The sequence below is a fragment of the Dactylosporangium sp. CS-033363 genome, from assembly GCF_050942475.1.
Taxonomy (GTDB): domain Bacteria; phylum Actinomycetota; class Actinomycetes; order Mycobacteriales; family Micromonosporaceae; genus Dactylosporangium.
In genome coordinates, this window is record NZ_CP192032.1 from 10951804 (window position 1) to 10968277 (window position 16474).

A 16474-nucleotide genomic window follows, 5' to 3' on the forward strand; every position below is an offset into this window, starting at 1 on the left:
ATGCCCGAGTTCTCGCTCGACCTCAACGAGGACCAGCGGGATCTCCGCGACTGGGTGCACGGCTTCGCGGCCGACGTCGTGCGCCCGGCCGCCGCGGAGTGGGACGCCCGCGAGGAGACCCCCTGGCCGGTGATCCAGGAAGCGGCGAAGATCGGCCTGTACGGCTTCGAGTTCCTGGCCAACGCCTGGTCCGACCCGTCCGGGCTGTCGCTCTGCCTCGCCAACGAGGAACTGTTCTGGGGCGACGCCGGCATCGGCATGGCCATCTTCGGCACCAGCCTGGCGGTGGCCGCGATCTATGGCAGCGGTACCCCGGACCAGATGGTCGAGTGGGTCCCCCAGTGCTTCGGCGACGCCGCCGACCCCAAGGTGGCCGCGTTCTGCACCACCGAGCCCGAGGCCGGCTCCGACGTCGGCTCGATGCGCACCCGCGCGCGCTACGACGAGGCCGCGGACGAGTGGGTGATCAGCGGCCAGAAGGCGTACGCGACCAACGGCGGCATCGCCAACGTGCACGTCGTGACGGCGAGCGTCGAGCCCGAGCTGGGCTCGCGGGGCCAGGCCGCGTTCATCGTGCCGCCCGGCACCCCCGGGCTCAACGGCACGAAGAAGCTCAAGAAGCTCGGCCTGCGCGCCTCGCACACCGCCGACGTGTTCCTCGACGACGTCCGGGTCCCCGGCGAGCTGGTGCTCGGCGGCCGCGAGGCGCTGCTGGAGCGGCTGGCGCGGGCCCGCGAGGGACGCAAGGCCCAGGGCCAGGCGGCGATGCGCACGTTCGAGCTGTCCCGCCCGGCCGTCGGCGCGCAGGCGCTCGGGGTGGCGCGGGCGGCGTACGAGTACGCGCTCGAGTACGCCAAGAACCGCGTGCAGTTCGGCCGCCCGATCGTCGAGAACCAGGCGATCGCGTTCGCCCTGGCCGACATGCGCATGGAGATCGACGCCGCCCGGCTGCTGGTGTGGCGGGCCGCGTGGATGGGCCGCAACAACCGCGTGTTCGAGGCCGGCGAGGGCTCGATGAGCAAGCTCAAGGCGGGCGAGGTGGCCGTCGCGGTCACCGAGCGGGCGGTCCAGATTCTCGGCGGCGCGGGCTTCCTGCGCGAGCACCCGGTCGAGCGCTGGTTCCGGGACGCCAAGATCTACACCATCTTCGAGGGCACCAGCGAGATCCAGCGCCTGGTGATCTCCCGCGCGATCTCCGGAATCTACGTCCGCTGATCTCGCCATTTGTCGGCCAAGAGGGATAGTGTCCGAATTTATCCCTCTTGGGTCGATGATCAGAACGAGGAGTGTCGCCGCCATGGATGCCGGATTCGTGCTGCGCACGCTCGCCCGACGCAAGGTCCTGCACCCCGGCGCCCCCGGCCGGGTGGTCCGCCAGCTCAACGCGCTGCGCCGGTGGGGCTTCGGCCTGTACGGCGAGATGCGCTCCGCCGCCGCCCGCGACCCGGGCCGCCAGGCGATCGTCGACGAGCACCGCGCGGTCACGTACGGCGAGCTCGACCTGCGGGTCCGCCGCCTCGCCAACGGCCTGCGCGTCGAGCTCGGGGTGCGGCCGGGCGACCGGGTCGGGCTGCTGTGCGAGAACTCCGCCACGATGATCGAGTCGATGATGGCGATCGTCGCCCTCGGCGCGCAGGCCGTGCTGGTCAACACCGGCCTGGGCAACGCGCAGGTCGAGGCGGTCGCCCACGACCAGGGCCTGCAGCTGCTCCTGCACGACGAGACGTTCCTGGGCATGCTCGCCGCGGTGCCGCCCGGCCTGCCCCGCCAGTCGACCGAGCGGCTCGAGGAGCTGATCGGCCGGGCGCCGGCCGACGAGCTCGCCCCGCCGGAGCAGCCCGGCTCGATCGTCGTGCTCACCAGCGGCACGACCGGGGCGCCGAAGGGGGCCCGGCGGCGCAACCCGTCCGGCCTCGGCCCGCTGGCCACCGTCGTGTCCCGCATCCCGCTCAACGCCGGCGAGCGGATGTTCGTGGCCGCGCCGCTGTTTCACACCTGGGGGCTGGCCGCGCTGCAGCTCTGCCTGGCGCTGCGCGGGACGGTCGTGCTGAACCGCCGCTTCGCCCCCGCGGCCGCCCTGGCCTCGGTGAACGCGCAGGGATGCACGTCGCTGTTCGCGGTACCGGTGATGCTGCAGCGGATCCTCGAAGCGCCCGACGCCGGCCGGGCGCCGTCGCTCAAGGTCGTGGCGGTGAGCGGCTCGGCGCTGACCGGCCCGCTGGCCACCAGGTTCATGGACGCCTTCGGGGACGTGCTCTACAACCTGTACGGCTCGACCGAGGCGTCCTGGGCCTCGATCGCGATCCCGGCCGAGCTGCGCGCCGCCCCGGGCACCGCCGGCCGCCCGCCGCACGGCACCCGGGTGGCGATCCTGTCCTCCGCCGGCGCCCCGCAGCCGACCGGCGCCGTCGGGCGGATCTTCGTCGGCAACGACATGCTGTTCGAGGGCTACACCAACGGCACCGGCCGCGAGTACCACGGCGACCTGATCGGCACCGGCGACCTGGGCCACCTCGACGCCGACGGGCTGCTCTTCGTCGACGGCCGCGAGGACGACATGGTCATCTCCGGCGGCGAGAACGTCTACCCCGCCTCGGTCGAGGACGTCATCGCTGAGCTGCCGCAGGTCCGCGAGGTGGCGGTGGCCGGCGTGCCGGACCCGGAGTTCGGGCAGCGGCTGGCCGCCTGGATCGCGCTGCACCCGGGTGAGGCGGTCGACGCCGACGCGGTGCGCGAGTACGTGCGGCACCGGCTGGCCCGGTTCTCGGTCCCGCGGGACGTGTACTTCGTGCCCGCGCTGCCCCGCAACGCCACCGGCAAGATCGTTCGCCGTCAGCTTTTTCCCAGCTAGGGCCGTTATCGTTGATCGTCCAATGGACAACGTCTGGTTCGAACTGGCCCTGGTCCTTCTCCTGACTCTGCTCAATGCCGCGTTCGCGGGAAGCGAGATGGCCCTCATCTCGCTGCGCGAGGGTCAGCTGCGCAAGCTCGAGCGCCGCGACGGCGCCGGCCGCGCGCTGGCCCGCCTGGCCCGTGACCCGAACCGCTTCCTGTCCACCATTCAGATCGGCATCACGCTGGCCGGCTTCCTCGCCTCGGCCACCGCCGCGGTGTCGCTGGCCGAGCCGGTGGAGCCGCTGCTGAGCTTCCTCGGCGGCGCCGCCGGCCCCGTCGCCATCGTGCTGGTCACCCTGGCCCTCACCTTCGTCACCCTCGTGATCGGCGAGCTCGCCCCGAAGCGCATCGCCATGCAGCGCGCCGAGGGCTGGGCGATGACCGTGGCCCGGCCGCTGCAGGTGCTCTCCACGCTGCTGCGCCCGGTCATCTGGGTGCTCGGCTCGGCCAGCGACCTCGTGGTCCGCGCGGCCGGGGCCGACCCGCGCCGCCGGCAGGACGAGATCGGCCCGGAGGAGCTGCGCGACCTGGTCGCGTCCCAGCCCACCTTCACCCGCCAGCAGCGCGAGATCATTTCCGGCGCGGTCGAGATCGCGGCGCGGAGTCTGCGGGCTGTACTGGTACCAAGGCCAATGGTCTTCGCTCTTCAGGCCGCGACTCCCGCGGCGCAGGCGGCCGGCGAACTGGCCGCGTCCGGCCACGCCCGCGCTCCGGTCATCGAGAACGGCGACCTGGACAGCGCCACGGGCATCGTGCACTGGGCCGACCTGATCCGCGCGGAGGACGGCGCCACGGTCCGCGACGTCATGCGCCCGGCGCTGCTGCTGCCCGAGTCGCTGCCGGTCGCCGACGCCCTGCAGCGCTTCAAGGCCGAGCGGCAGGAGCTCGCGCTGGTCGTCGACGAGCGCGGGGCGATCGACGGCATCGTGACGCTGACCGACGCCGTGTCCGAGGTGGTCGGCGCGCTGCCCGGGCCCGACTCCGGCTCGCCCGTGCGCCGCAACGCCGACGGCAGCGTGCTGCTGCCGGGCACCTTCCCGATCCACGACCTCGAGGACGTCCGCATCGCGCTGGAGATCGCCCCGGACGCGCCGTTCACCACGGTGGCCGGGCTGGTGCTGGCCCGGCTGGGCAAGCTGCCGACCGCACCGGGCGAGACGGTGACCGTCCAGGACTGGCGGTTCACCGTCTCGCAGGTGCGGGGCCGGGCCATCACCGCGGTGACGGCCCAGCGCACCGCGGTTCAGGAGACGGTCGGGTAGAGCGTCAGCTCCGGCACCGTGACCAGCGTGACCGCCTGCTCCTCGGTGATCGGCACGCCGCCGCCGTCCTTGGCCGCGAAGGTGAGGGTGATCTCGGTGCCGTCGGAGCGGTAGGCCGTGATCACGGGTCCGTCGGTGATGTGGAGGGTGGTGCCGCCGACGGTCCGCTCGCTGCACCCGGCCGCGCATGGGTGCCCGGCCGCCCACTGCGCCTGGTCGCCCGGGCTCGCGCTGACCCGGACGGTAACCGTGAACCGGTGGCCGTCCCGGTCGTAGTCCCGGCCCGAGTAGTAGCCCACCGACACGGCGGGGTCGCGCACGAACCGCAGCGCCACCCCGCCCACGACGCCGGTGACCATCTCCTCGATCTGGAAGCCGTAGGTGGCGGCCAGCCGGCCCGTCGCCCGGTCGCACTGCTCGGTCACCGGGTGCAGCGGCGGGGCCAGGCCCGGCGACGGCGTCTGCGCGCACGCCTCCTTGATCGAGCCCGCCATCCCGGACGGGAGGCCCGGGATGGTCGGGAAGTCCGTCCTCGGGGTCGTCATCGGGGTCGGCGGTGCGGGCGTGCGGTCGCCCGAGGCGGCCACCACGGGCGGTGGGGCCAGGCTCTCGCCGAAGTACCGCGGGAGCAGGGTCGCCGCGAACGCGAGCACGGTCACCACGGCCGCGAAACCGGCCAGCCGCATGCTCGTACCGCGGCGGCGTTCCCCGGCGATCAACCGGTCGACGTCGATGCCCGTGGGCGGCGGGCTGTCGGTGGCCTCCTGCATCGCCTGCTTCAGATCCATGACGCTTCTCCCTCGCTGAGGTCGGCCCGCAGCGACTCCAGCGCGCGGGCCGTCTGGCTCTTCACGGTCCCCTCGCTGCACCCCATGGCCTCCGCCGTCTCCTCGACGGAGAGGTCGCAGAAGTACCGCAGGACCAGCACGGCCCGGCGGCGCGGGGGCAGCGTGCCCAGGAGGGAGAGCACGGCGAGGCGGCGGTCGGCGTCGGGGCCGGGCGCCGCGGACTCGGGGAGCGTCTCGGTCGCCGCCTCCCGCCGCCAGGGCCTTCGCCGCTCGTCGAGCCAGGCGCGCATGAGCATGCGGCGGACGTACGCGTCGAGGTTGTCGAAGCGCGCGACGCGCCGCCAGTGCCGGTAGAGCTTCACCAGCACCGTCGAGGCGAGGTCGTCGGCGGTGTGCCAGTCGCCGCACAACAGGAACGCGGTGCGGCGCAGGCGCTCGAGGTTGCCGGCGACGTACTCGCGGTAGGACTGCTCCGGCGTCATCCGTTTCCTCCCTGATGGGTACGTGCAGGAAACGGAGGCATCGACCGCCGGGGTTGCCTAGGGGAGCTGAATAGTTCCGTCGATCGCGGCGAGGGCGATGTCGGTGCGGTACTGCGCGCCCTCGAAGGCGATCCCGCGCACGATCGCGTACGCCGCGTCGCGCGCCCCGGCCAGGTCGGCGCCCAGCGCGGTGGCGGTCAGCACCCGGCCGCCGGCCGTGACCAGCGCGCCGTCCTCGCGGCGGGCGGTGCCCGAGTGCAGCACCCCGGCCACCTCGGCGCCGGTGATGACGTCGCCGCTGTGGGACGACTCCGGGTAGCCCGCGCTCGCCATGACCACGGTGACGGCCGCGCCCGAGCGCCAGGCCAGCGGCGGGTCCTCGGCGAGCCGGCCGACGGCCGCGGCGTGCAGCACCCCGGCGAGCGGGGTCTCCAGCCGGGCCAGCACGGCCTGGGTCTCCGGGTCGCCGAAGCGGCAGTTGAACTCGATGACCTTCGGGCCGTCCTTCGTCAGCGCCAGCCCGACGTACAGCGTGCCGCTGAACGGCGTATCGCGCTTGCGCATCTCGGCCAGGGTCGGCTGGACCACGCTGGCCATGACCTGCTCGACCAGGTCCGCCGGGGCCCACGGCAGCGGCGAATAGGCGCCCATGCCGCCGGTGTTCGGGCCCTGGTCGCCGTCGAAGATGCGCTTGAAATCCTGAGCCGGCTGCAGCGGTACCGCCGCCACGCCGTCGGTCACCACGAAGAGCGACACCTCGGGGCCGGCCAGGTACTCCTCGACCACCACGCGCCCGCAGGCCGCCCCGTGGGCGAGCGCCGCGTCGCGGTCCCCGGTGACGACCACGCCCTTGCCGGCCGCCAGCCCGTCGTCCTTGACCACGTAGGGCGGGCCGAACTCGTCCAGCGCCGCGGCCAGCTCCTGCGGCGTCGTGCACACGAACGCCCGCGCGGTCGGCACCCCCGCCGCGTGCATGACGTCCTTGGCGAACGCCTTCGAGCCCTCCAGCTGCGCCGCCGCCTGGGACGGGCCGAAGCAGGGAATGCCCTTTGCGCGTACCGCGTCGGCGACCCCGGCCACCAGCGGCGCCTCGGGGCCGACCACGACCAGGTCCGCCCCGATCTCGACGGCGAGCGCGGCCACGGCCGCCGGGTCGAGCGGGTCGACGGCGGCCAGTTCGCCCAGTGCGGCCATGCCCGGGTTGCCGGGGGCGCAGACGAGCGAGGTGACGGCCGGGTCGGCGGCGAGGGCGGCGGCGAGCGCGTGCTCGCGGCCGCCCGTCCCGATCAGGAGTACGCGCACCGAAACAGCCTAGTCTCGCCGCTCTAGATGAGCGCGTGCCGCACCACGTTTTCGTCCCGGCCGGGTCCCACTCCCACGATGGACACCCGCGTGCCGGCGAGCTCCTCGATGCGCTCGATGTAGGCCCGGGCGTTGGCCGGGAGCTCATCGAACGAGCGCGCCTTGGAGATGTCCTCCCACCAGCCGGGCAGCTCCTCGTACACCGGGGTGGCGTGGTGGAACTCGGTCTGCGTCATCGGCATGTCGTCGGTGCGCTTGCCGTCGACCTCGTACGCCACGCAGATCGGCACCTTCTCCAGCCCGGAGAGCACGTCGAGCTTGGTGACGACCAGGTCGGTGATGCCGTTGAGCCGGGTCGAATACTTCGCGACGACCGCGTCGTACCAGCCCGTGCGGCGCTCGCGGCCGGTCGTCGTGCCGTACTCCCGGCCGATCTTGCGCAGGTGCACGCCGTTCTCGTCGAACAGCTCGGTCGGGAACGGGCCGGAGCCGACCCGGGTGGTGTACGCCTTCGTCACACCGATGACCTGGGTGATCGCGGTCGGCGGGATGCCCGCGCCGACGCAGGCGCCGCCCGCGGTCGGGTTGGACGACGTCACGAACGGATAGGTGCCGTGGTCCATGTCGAGCATGGTGGCCTGGGCGCCCTCCAGCAGGACCGTGCGGCCCTCCTCGAGCCCCTTCCACAGGACCTGGCGCGTGTCGGCGATGTAGGGGCGCATCCGCTCGGCGTAGGTGAGGTACTCCTCGACGACGCCGTCGACGTCGATCTCCTTGCGGTTGTACACCTTGAACAACACCTGGTTGCGCTCGCGCAGCACGATCTCGAGCTTCTTGCGCAGGATGCCCGGGTCGAGCAGGTCCTGCACGCGGATGCCCATGCGCGCGACCTTGTCGCCGTAGGCCGGCCCGATGCCGCGGCCGGTGGTGCCGATCCGGGAGGAGCCGAGGTACCGCTCCACCACCCGATCCAGCGCCCGGTGATGCGGCATGATCAGGTGCGCGTCGCCCGAGATCATGAGCCGCGACACGTCCACACCGCGCTCGGCCAGCCCGTCGATCTCCGTGAGCAGCACCTTGGGGTCGACCACGACCCCGTTGCCGATCACGATGGCCGCGTTCGGCCACAGGGCGCCGGAAGGCATGAGATGCAGGGCGAACTTCTGTCCGTCCGGGGTCACGACCGTGTGACCCGCGTTATTGCCGCCGGAGTAGCGCACGACGTAGTCGACGCCGCCGCCAATCATGTCGGTAACCTTGCCCTTGCCCTCGTCGCCCCACTGTGCGCCGATGAGCACGATCGCTGGCATGTCTGCTCGCCCTCCAAGGTCGGGCGACCCGCGTTCGCCCAGGGTGCCAGGCTAACAACCTTCGGAAAGGCAGGCTTACAACGGTGGTCGACATCGTGCTGCTCACGCTTGGCGAAGACTCGCAGTGCAACTGCGAAGGCGGCGCATGCGGCACCCGTACCCCCATTCTCGCCTGCCGCGACGCCCTGCGCACGGCAAGTGCCGAGGTCCGCACGGTGGTCGCGCACGACGACAAGGAGATCGACGCGGCCTTCGCGGATCTCCCCGACACCCGCCTGATCGTGGCCACGGCCGCCGACGGCCAGCTGCGCGCGGTGATGCGCCGCCTGGTCCGCAAGTACGCCCCGGCGCCCAGCAAGCGCCCCGAGTCCCTGCCCGGCGACCGCACCATCCCCGATCTGCCCCCGATCGGCGTGCTGCCGCTCGGCCCGGACGCGACCGACCTGGCCACCCGCCTGGGCCTGCCCCGCAAGCCGGCCGACGTGGCCGCCGCGGTGCTGGGCGGCAGGACGAGGCGCCTGGACCTCCTGCGCAACGACGGCGGCTCGGTCACCCTGGACGGCGCCCTGCTCGGCGGCGTGAACGCGACCGGCTCCGCGGCCACCTACCTGGCCCGGGTCGAGGTCGACGACGCTGTCCTCGCCGACGGCACCGAACCGGTCCTGATGTCGGTGGTCGCGAACGCCTCCCGCTACGCCACGGTGGACGGCCTGCCCCTGGTCACCGCCCCCGCGATGGACGACGGCATCCTGGACGTGGCGGTGGCGGTCCCGGTGGCGTCGCGCGGCCTCTTCCGCCGTTCGAGGGTCGAGATCCAGGTCCGCCGGGCCCACGGCCGCGCGGTGGCCATCCACCCCCGCGCCGAGGTCCCATTCGTCGACGACGGCGTGGAGGGCACCCTCACCCACAAACGCTCCTGGTGGATGGAGCGCGGCGCCTGGGCCGTGTACGTGCCGTAGTTTTTCTGAAGTGTCGCAGGTCGAACTCGTCGCATACGGTGGTAGGGCACTGCGGGGAGGGAATCCAATCGTGAACGACATGGTCTGGCCGCCGGACGACAGCGTCGAACGGCGGGCTGAACGCGCGGCCAAGGACGACCACGTCGGCTCACCCTGGTCACAACCGCCCGGCACCGTCGACCCGCTGGCCTGGCCCCCACCCCCGTCCGCCGAGGGCGGAGAGGCGGGGCCGCAGCATGGGCGCCCGGTGCCGCACAACCCGGCGGCGGGCGAACCGGCGGGCATCCCGGTCCCGGGCTCAGGCCCCATCCCGGTCACCGGAGGCAACGCGATCCCGGTCGCGGGCGGCATCCCGGTGGGCGGTCCCTTCCAGCCCCCTGCCGGCAGCGCCCCGGTTTCAGGCCCGCCGATCCCAGGTCAGCCGCCAGCGGGTCCGGTCTCGGGCCCGCCTGCCCCGTTCTCTGGCCCTCCGGCTTCCGGTCCGCCGGTCTCCGGTCCGCGCGCGCCGGGTCAGGTCTCTGGGCCGCCGGCTTCTGGCCCGGCCTCGGGTCCGGGGGCGCCGGGTCAGGTCTCGGGCTCGGGCACTCCGGGTCAGGTCTCGGGGCCGCCGGTTACGCGCCCGGGTGGTCCGGCCGTCGGGGTCGGGGCTTTCCCGCCCGTTCCTCGCCTGGGTGGGCCGGTCGCCGGTCCGCCCGCGCCGGTCTCTGGGCCTGGCGCACCCGGTCCGGTCTCGGGCCCACCCGTCTCCCGGCCGCCGGTCTCCGGTGCGCCTGTTTCCGGCGCGCCGACCTCTGACTCGGGCCCGACGTCGAGCGCTCCCACCTCGGGCGCTCCCACGTCCGGTGCCGGTCCTACCTCAGGCGCCCCCATGTCAGGTGCCGCCGCTCCGGTTTCTGGCGCCGGTTCGGTCTCTGGGCCGCCCGGTGCGGTTTCGGGTCCGCCCACGCCGGGGCCGTTCTCGACTCCGCCGGGCGCCTTCCCGCCGCACGGTCCCGGCCCGATCCCCGGCCTGCCGAACGCTGGTCCGCCCGGCTTCGGTCCGCCCGGCGCCGGCCCCTTCCCTGGCGCGCCGAACGCCGGCCCGCCCGGCGCTGCTCCCTTCCCTGGCGCGCCCAACGCCGGTCCGCCTGGCGCTGGTCCGATTCCTGGGCCGCCTGGTGCGCCGCCGCCGGGAACGTGGCCGATGCCGCCGGGGTCCGTGCCTGGACAGCCGCCGATGTCCGGTCCGCCTGGTCCGCCGCCGGTCGGTCCGCCGATGTCCGGTCCGCCCGGTCCGCCGCCGGTCGGTCCGCCGATGTCCGGTCCGCCCGGTCCGCCGCCAGTAGGTCCGCCGATGTCCGGCCCTCCCGGTCCGCCGCCGGTCGGTCCGCCCATGCTCGGCCCCGATGGACGGCCGATCGCGCCGCCGCCTCCGGGCGCGCCCAACTACGTGCCGCCGGGCCAGCTGTTCGGTCCGCCCAACGGGATGCCGCCCGGCCCCCACCAGGCCCGCCCCTTCGATTCGCCGCCCGGCACTCCCATCGGGCCGCACCAGGGCCCGCCGTTCGGCCCGCCGCCGGCCACCCTCCAGGGACCGCCGCCGTTCGGGGCACCCCCCGGCGCACCCAGCGACCTGCCGCCCGGCGCCCACCAAGGCCCGCCGCCGGCCACCCTCCAGGGACCGCCGCCGTTCGGGGCACCCCCCGGCGCACCCGGCGACCTGCCGCCCGGCGCCCACCAAGGCCCGCCGCCGGCCACCCTCCAGGGACCGCCGCCGTTCGGGGCGCCCCCGGGCGCGCCCAACGACATGCCGCCCGGCGCGCATCAGGGTCCGCCGCTCGGTCCGCCGCCGGGTGCCCTCCAAGGGCCGCCGCCGTTCGGGGGGCCGCCCGCGGGGCATCAGGGTCCGCCGCCGTTTGGGCAGCCGCCCGGTGCGCATCAAGGGCCGCCCAACGACGTGCCGCCGTTCGGGCCGCCTCAGGACAACCCGCCCGGCGGGAACCCCGGGCCGATCTACGGGCCGCCGCCCGGCGCGCCGAACGACGTGCCGCCCGGGCCGAACTACGGGCCGCCGCCCGGTGCGCCCAACGACCTGCCGCCCGGCGTCCACCAAGCGCCGCCCAACGACGTGCCGCCTGGACAGCAGCCCGGGCCGAACTACGGGCCGCCGCCTGGCGCGCCGCCCAATGACATGCCGCCGGGGCAGATCTACGGACCGCCCCACGACGGGCAGCCGATCTATGGGCAGCCGCCGTACGGGCAGCAGCCCTATGGCGCTCCCCTGGGCTACGCCGACCCCCAGCAGCAGGGGCAGCACCCCAACGTGCCGCCGTTGCCGCCCATGCCGCAGAACTGGCATGACGGCAAGACGCCCACGGCCGAGGAGTTCGCGCGGCGGCGGCAGGCCAAGCCGGCCGATCCCATCGCCTCGCGCGGCGTCCGTGGTGCGCTCGCCAAAGGCACCATGGGACTCGTCAACGTCGCTCCCGGGCGGCGCGAGATGGAGTACCGGCAAGAAGTCGAAATGGTCCGCCGCAACTTCGGTGGGCTGCGGCAGGTGACCGTGGTCAACCCCAAGGGCGGCGCCGGGAAGACCGTGGCCGTGCTGCTGCTCGCGATGACGTTCGGGCAGAAGCGCGGTGGCTACGTGCTGGCCTGGGACAACAACGAGACCCAGGGCACCCTCGGCATGCGGGCGCAGCAGGACTTCCACAACCGGACGGTCCGCGATCTGCTGCACGACCTGGGCAACTTCCGGGGCGCGCAGGGGCGGGTCGGGGACCTCTCGCAGTACGTGCGGGCGCAGGGCGAGGGCATGTTCGACGTGCTCGCGTCCGACGAGTCGGCGACCGCCGGCGAGATGCTCACGTCCAGCGCGTTCGGCGAGATCCGGGACATCGTCAGCCGGTTCTACAAGCTCATCGTGGTCGACACCGGCAACAACGTGCGGGCCGAGAACTGGCAGGCGGCCATCGACGCGACCGATCAGCTCGTGGTCACGATGTCCGCGCGCAACGACTCGGCCGAGACCGCCTCGCGCATGCTCGACCACCTCGAGCAGCACGGGCGGCAGCGGCTGGTGCGCCAGGCGGTCACCGTCGTATCGATGCCGCCCAGCCGCCGCCACGTGGACGTGCCGGCGATCACGAAGCACTTTGCCGCCCGTACCAGAACGGTGCTGATCGTGCCCTATGAGCGCTTCATCGACTCGGGCGAGCCGATCCGCTACCCCGGGCTGAGCGCCGCAAGTCGCGAAGCCTGGCTCAAGGTAGCGGCATCGGTGTCCGAAGGACTTTAAGCAAGCGAAGGGTCGCTGTCCCGCAGGAACGTCGCGCACCGCTCGGCCTCGTCGGTCTCGCCGATGGCCCCCGCCGCCTGGCCGAGCGCCCGCAGTGCCCGCAGGAAGCCCTGGTTCGGCTCGTGCGCCCACGGCACCGGCCCGGCCCCGCGCCACCCGTTGCGGCGCAGCTGGTCCAGCCCGCGGTGGTAGCCGGTCCGGGCGTACGCGTACGCGGTGACGGGCTCGCCGGCGGCCAGGGCCAGCTCGGCCAGGCGCGCCCAGGCGGCGCTGTACGACGGGAACTGGGCCGCGACCGCCTTGACGGCCTCCTCGGAGTCGGCCTTGGCCAGCAACTCGGCGGCGTCCGGCTCGGCCGGAAGCAGGGTGGGCGCGGGCTCGGGAAGCAGGTTCTGCATCCAGCAATTACATCAGAGCACGCCTGGCTGAACGGCTGAGCCCGCTCCGAGCGCACGGGGGTGCCAGGTGGCCGCGCGGCGTACTACAAATGAAAGTCCGGAGCCTCCCCAGGACCCGGTTCGCGGTGGCTCGATCCTCAAGATCGGGCCATCGCTCTTTGCGGGACTTTGGCAGGATATGAGCCGTGCCAACCCCGCCACCGCCGGACGTCGTCGCGCTGCACGACCACTCGCCGGACGAGATCGAATCGCCCGAGGAGCTGCAGTTCCACCTGCGCCAGGGCACCATTGCCGGCAAGATCGTCCAGGGTCTGGACCTCGCCGCCGTCGACCTGTCCGCCGTGGACGTGGCCGACTCGCTGTTCATCGGCTGTCACTTCGCCGCCCTCGACCACGTCGTCGACCTGATGATGCGCCGGGCGGTGGTGGTGCCGGAGTTCACCGGCATCCCGTACCCGACCCACCCCTCCCAGCTCTACGTGCCCGAGGACCTGGCGGCCGGCTTCGCCTCCGACGGCTTCGAGGGCATGTTCGACACCATCGTCTACAAGCACTTCCGGGCCACCGGCGGCGCGACGCCGGAGATCCGCGAGGCCGTGGCCCAGCGCATGCACGACTCGGGCATCGACAACGCGCTGGCCAACGTGACCGCGGGCTGGATCGCGGCGCGCGGGCCGGCCGCGGCGATCGGCATCATGGGCGGGCACGCGGCGCTGCGGGGCGCGGCCGAGTACCGCCACGCCGCCGAGCTCGCGTGGCGCCTCGCCCGCGCCGACCGCCTGGTCGTGACCGGTGGCGGCCCCGGCGTCATGGAGGCGGCCAACCTCGGCGCGTTCCTGGCCGAGCACCCGCTGGAGACCGTCCGCGAGGCGATCGACGCGCTGGCGAGCGCGCCCGACTTTCACGACCACCAGCCGTACACCGCGATCGCCCTGGAAATCCGCGAGCGCTACGGCCGCCCGGTCCCGCCCACGCCCGACTCGGCCGAGCCCGCCGATCAGGCCTCGGTCGACCCCGTCACCTGGGCCCGGCGCGGCGGCCTGGCCATTCCGACCTGGCTCTACGGCCATGAGCCGGCCAACCTGTTCGCCGCGAAGATCGCGAAGTACTTCTCCAACGCGATCCGCGAGGACACCATCCTGCGGCTCGCCCGCGGCGGCATCGTGTTCGCCCCGGGCATGGCCGGGACCGTGCAGGAGGTGTTCCAGGCCGCGACCAAGACCTTCTACGCGACCGACGGCGTGAGCGGCCCGTTCGTCTTCCTCGACGTCAAGCACTGGACCGAGCGGCTGCCGATCCGCGGCCTGCTGGAGCCCCTGCTGGCGTCCTCCCCGGTCGGCGACCTGCGCGAGCTGCTGCACATCACCGACGACGTGGCGGAGGCGGCGGAGCTCCTGACCACCTGAAATACCACTACTGTGAGTAATGATGCTGTTACGTTGGGTCAGCAATAGTTGTAGAGAGGACCCAACCCCATGCCGCAGCAACGATCCTGGCGAAAACGAGCCCTGACCACGGGCGCCGCCGTCGCGCTGCTCGTCGGTGGCCTGCCCCACGTGGCGTACGGAGCCACGCTGACCGGCACCATCGCGATCACGACGCCCGTGGGCGGCAAGCTCGCCGCCGACACCGCCAAGCAGGTGCTGGTGCTCACCGTCACCGGCCAGACGCTGTCCGAGGCGCTGGTCACCGGCGTGAACCTCGGCACCGACCCGAACTGTCAGAACATTCCGACGTACATCGTCACCAGCGCGACCACGCTCGCGGTGAAGACGCCCACCGGCGGCTGCCCGGCCACCACCGCGTCCGGCGGCGACAACATCGACATCCTCTTCGCCGGCAGCAACACGCTGAGCAAGACCGGCGGCCTGAACTTCATCACGCCGCCGACCCTCGCCGCACTGCTCGACAAGCCGGTCATCAACGACAACAGCTCGCTGCTCGCGTCGACCGCCCAGGTGCAGCGGCTGCTCACCGCGGGCGGGCAGACCGTGCGGGTGAAGGCCGGCGCCAACTACGCGTTCGACCCGCGCTCGGCGCAGGGCCTCGCGGTGACCTTCGGCGGCAAGGCCGCGACCGAGATCAAGGTCTACGACAACACGGGCACGCTCATCCCGGCCACCACCTCGAGCACGCCGGCGAACGGCAACTACATGACGTTCAAGACGGCGGCCGGGCTGTCGAACGACGCGAGCCTGACCATCAGCCAGGGCGGGGTCAGCAAGACGTTCGCGGGGTCCGACACCGGGATCAACCTCGTCACCCTGCCGACCGTCACCTCGCTGACCATCTCCTCGGGCCGGACGAAGGCCGCGACCAGCACCGTGCTCACCACGAGCGCGCTGCCCGACAAGACCGTGGCCGACTACAACGGCGGCTCGGCGACCTGGGGCGTCTTCTTCTGCAAGAAGCAGGCCACGGTCACCGCGATCAACCCGACGGGCACCGCCATCACCGCCACCACGCCTGACGTCAGCGACGACGCCGACGGCCTCGGCACCGGCGTGTTCGCCGGCACCTGCCCGGTCACCATCGCGGATCTGTCCGGTGCCCAGCCGGTCATGGGCCCGATCACCGCGGGCGGCTACTTCAACTTCCTGAACGAGTAATGCGCGGACGCACAACGGCCCGGCTGGGAGACCAGCCGGGCCGTTGTCATGAAAAGCACTACTTGGAGAGCGTGGTGCCCGTCGAGCGCAGGTGCTCACAGGCCTCGACGACGCGCGCGGCCAGGCCCGCCTCGCCGGCCTTGCCCCAGGCGCGGGGGTCGTACGCCTTCTTGTTGCCGACCTCGCCGTCGACCTTCAGCACGCCGTCGTAGTTGCTGAACATGTGCGCGGCGACCGGGCGGGTGAACGCGTACTGCGTGTCGGTGTCGATGTTCATCTTGACCACGCCGTAGTCGAGGGCCTCGCGGATCTCCGAGAGCAGCGAGCCCGAACCGCCGTGGAAGACCAGCGACAGCGGCTTGTCCTTGCCATACTTGGCGCCGACCGCGTCCTGGATCGTCTTGAGGATCTCCGGGCGCAGCTTGACGTTGCCCGGCTTGTAGACGCCGTGCACGTTGCCGAAGGTCAGGGCGGCCATGTAGCGGCCCTTCTCGCCCAGGCCGAGCTTCTCGACCATGGCCAGGCCGTCCTCGACCGTGGTGTACAGCTTCTCGTCGATCGCCCCGACGACGCCGTCCTCCTCGCCGCCCACGACGCCGACCTCGATCTCGAGGACGACCTTGGCCGCCGCGGTCTTGGCCAGCAGCTCCTCGGCGATGTCGAGGTTCTCGCCCAGCGGCACGGCCGAGCCGTCCCACATGTGCGACTGGAACAGCGGCTCCTCGCCCTTGGCGACGCGCTCGGCCGAGATGTCCAGCAGCGGGCGGACGAACTTGTCCAGCTTGTCCTTCGGGCAGTGGTCGGTGTGCAGCGCGATGTTCACCGAGTACTTCTTGGCGACCTCGTGCGCGAACGCGGCCAGCGCGACCGAGCCCGTGATCATGTCCTTCACGGTCGGGCCGGAGACGTACTCCGCGCCGCCGGTCGAAACCTGGATGATGCCGTCGCTCTCGGCCTCGGCGAAACCGCGGATCGCCGCGTTGAGCGTCTGCGACGACGAGACGTTGATCGCCGGGTAGGCGAACGCGCCGTTCTTGGCGCGGTCGAGCATCTCGGCGTAGACATCGGACGAGGCGATGGGCATGACGGCGCTCCTTGACTTCTTGGGATCATGCGGTTTGGAGCCGGACGGAACGCGGCTCCAACGCGGACCGCGCTGTCCTGCCACGGAGTATCTCGCAGTCCCGAGCAT

General features: G+C 72.8%; 13 protein-coding genes. 7 read left to right on the top strand and 6 right to left on the bottom strand.

From position 1 onward, the window contains the following. The 3 genes from ACQPZ4_RS50630 to ACQPZ4_RS50640 all read left to right on the top strand — a co-directional run bounded on the left by ACQPZ4_RS50630 (window position 1) and on the right by ACQPZ4_RS50640 (window position 4157). Window positions 1-1215: an acyl-CoA dehydrogenase family protein gene (locus tag ACQPZ4_RS50630; protein ID WP_433053903.1), complete on the top strand. Its 1215-nt coding sequence runs from the start codon at window positions 1-3 to the stop codon at window positions 1213-1215. A gap of 82 nt (window positions 1216-1297) precedes the next feature. Continuing rightward, entirely contained in the window at window positions 1298-2851 is a 1554-nt protein-coding gene (locus ACQPZ4_RS50635) for an AMP-binding protein (protein ID WP_433053907.1), read from the top strand. Window positions 2852-2873: 22 nt separating this feature from the next. Beyond that, window positions 2874-4157, top strand: coding sequence for a hemolysin family protein (locus tag ACQPZ4_RS50640; RefSeq protein ID WP_433053910.1), 1284 nt, complete (start codon window positions 2874-2876; stop codon window positions 4155-4157). Here the strand turns inward: ACQPZ4_RS50640 and ACQPZ4_RS50645 are convergent. Genes ACQPZ4_RS50645 through ACQPZ4_RS50660 form a run of 4 tightly spaced genes read right to left on the bottom strand, consistent with a single transcriptional unit; the run spans window position 4139 to window position 8039 of the window. Continuing rightward, a complete protein-coding gene (locus tag ACQPZ4_RS50645; protein WP_433053913.1) occupies window positions 4139-4945 on the bottom strand; it encodes a hypothetical protein in 807 nt (268 codons plus the stop codon). The two genes, ACQPZ4_RS50640 and ACQPZ4_RS50645, sit on opposite strands and share 19 nt — an antisense overlap. Beyond that, on the bottom strand, window positions 4936-5427 hold the full coding sequence (locus tag ACQPZ4_RS50650; protein ID WP_433053916.1) for a SigE family RNA polymerase sigma factor: 492 nt from the start codon (window positions 5425-5427) through the stop codon (window positions 4936-4938). Before ACQPZ4_RS50650 ends, ACQPZ4_RS50645 begins: the two co-directional genes overlap by 10 nt. Window positions 5428-5484: 57 nt before the next feature. Further along, window positions 5485-6729 (bottom strand): phosphoribosylamine--glycine ligase, encoded by a 1245-nt coding sequence (gene purD / locus ACQPZ4_RS50655; protein WP_433053919.1) that lies wholly within the window; start codon window positions 6727-6729, stop codon window positions 5485-5487. Between the two features lie 23 nt (window positions 6730-6752). Next, on the bottom strand, window positions 6753-8039 hold the full coding sequence (locus ACQPZ4_RS50660; RefSeq protein ID WP_433053923.1) for an adenylosuccinate synthase: 1287 nt from the start codon (window positions 8037-8039) through the stop codon (window positions 6753-6755). Between the two features lie 83 nt (window positions 8040-8122). Here ACQPZ4_RS50660 and ACQPZ4_RS50665 point away from each other — a divergent pair, with 83 nt between their 5' ends. Beyond that, window positions 8123-8998, top strand: a complete 876-nt coding sequence (locus ACQPZ4_RS50665; RefSeq protein ID WP_433053926.1) for a diacylglycerol/lipid kinase family protein — start codon at window positions 8123-8125, stop codon at window positions 8996-8998. Between the two features lie 1372 nt (window positions 8999-10370). After that, a complete protein-coding gene (locus ACQPZ4_RS50670; protein WP_433053929.1) occupies window positions 10371-12275 on the top strand; it encodes a MinD/ParA family ATP-binding protein in 1905 nt (634 codons plus the stop codon). Here the strand turns inward: ACQPZ4_RS50670 and ACQPZ4_RS50675 are convergent. Then, the gene (locus ACQPZ4_RS50675; protein ID WP_433053932.1) at window positions 12272-12673 is read right to left on the bottom strand and encodes a DUF3151 domain-containing protein; all 402 of its coding nucleotides are present in this window, start codon (window positions 12671-12673) and stop codon (window positions 12272-12274) included. The genes ACQPZ4_RS50670 and ACQPZ4_RS50675 overlap by 4 nt on opposite strands. 185 nt (window positions 12674-12858) lie before the next feature. On the opposite strand from ACQPZ4_RS50675, the gene ACQPZ4_RS50680 reads away from it, so the two are divergent. Next, entirely contained in the window at window positions 12859-14079 is a 1221-nt protein-coding gene (locus ACQPZ4_RS50680; RefSeq protein WP_433053935.1) for a hypothetical protein, read from the top strand. Between the two features lie 69 nt (window positions 14080-14148). Then, window positions 14149-15282 carry a hypothetical protein gene (locus ACQPZ4_RS50685; RefSeq protein ID WP_433053938.1) on the top strand — a complete coding sequence of 378 codons (1134 nt, stop codon included), beginning with the start codon at window positions 14149-14151 and terminating at the stop codon, window positions 15280-15282. 58 nt (window positions 15283-15340) lie between these two features. Here ACQPZ4_RS50685 and fbaA read toward each other — a convergent pair whose 3' ends face one another. Then, window positions 15341-16366: a class II fructose-bisphosphate aldolase gene (fbaA, locus tag ACQPZ4_RS50690; protein ID WP_433053941.1), complete on the bottom strand. Its 1026-nt coding sequence runs from the start codon at window positions 16364-16366 to the stop codon at window positions 15341-15343. Between the last annotated feature and the right edge of the window lie 108 nt (window positions 16367-16474).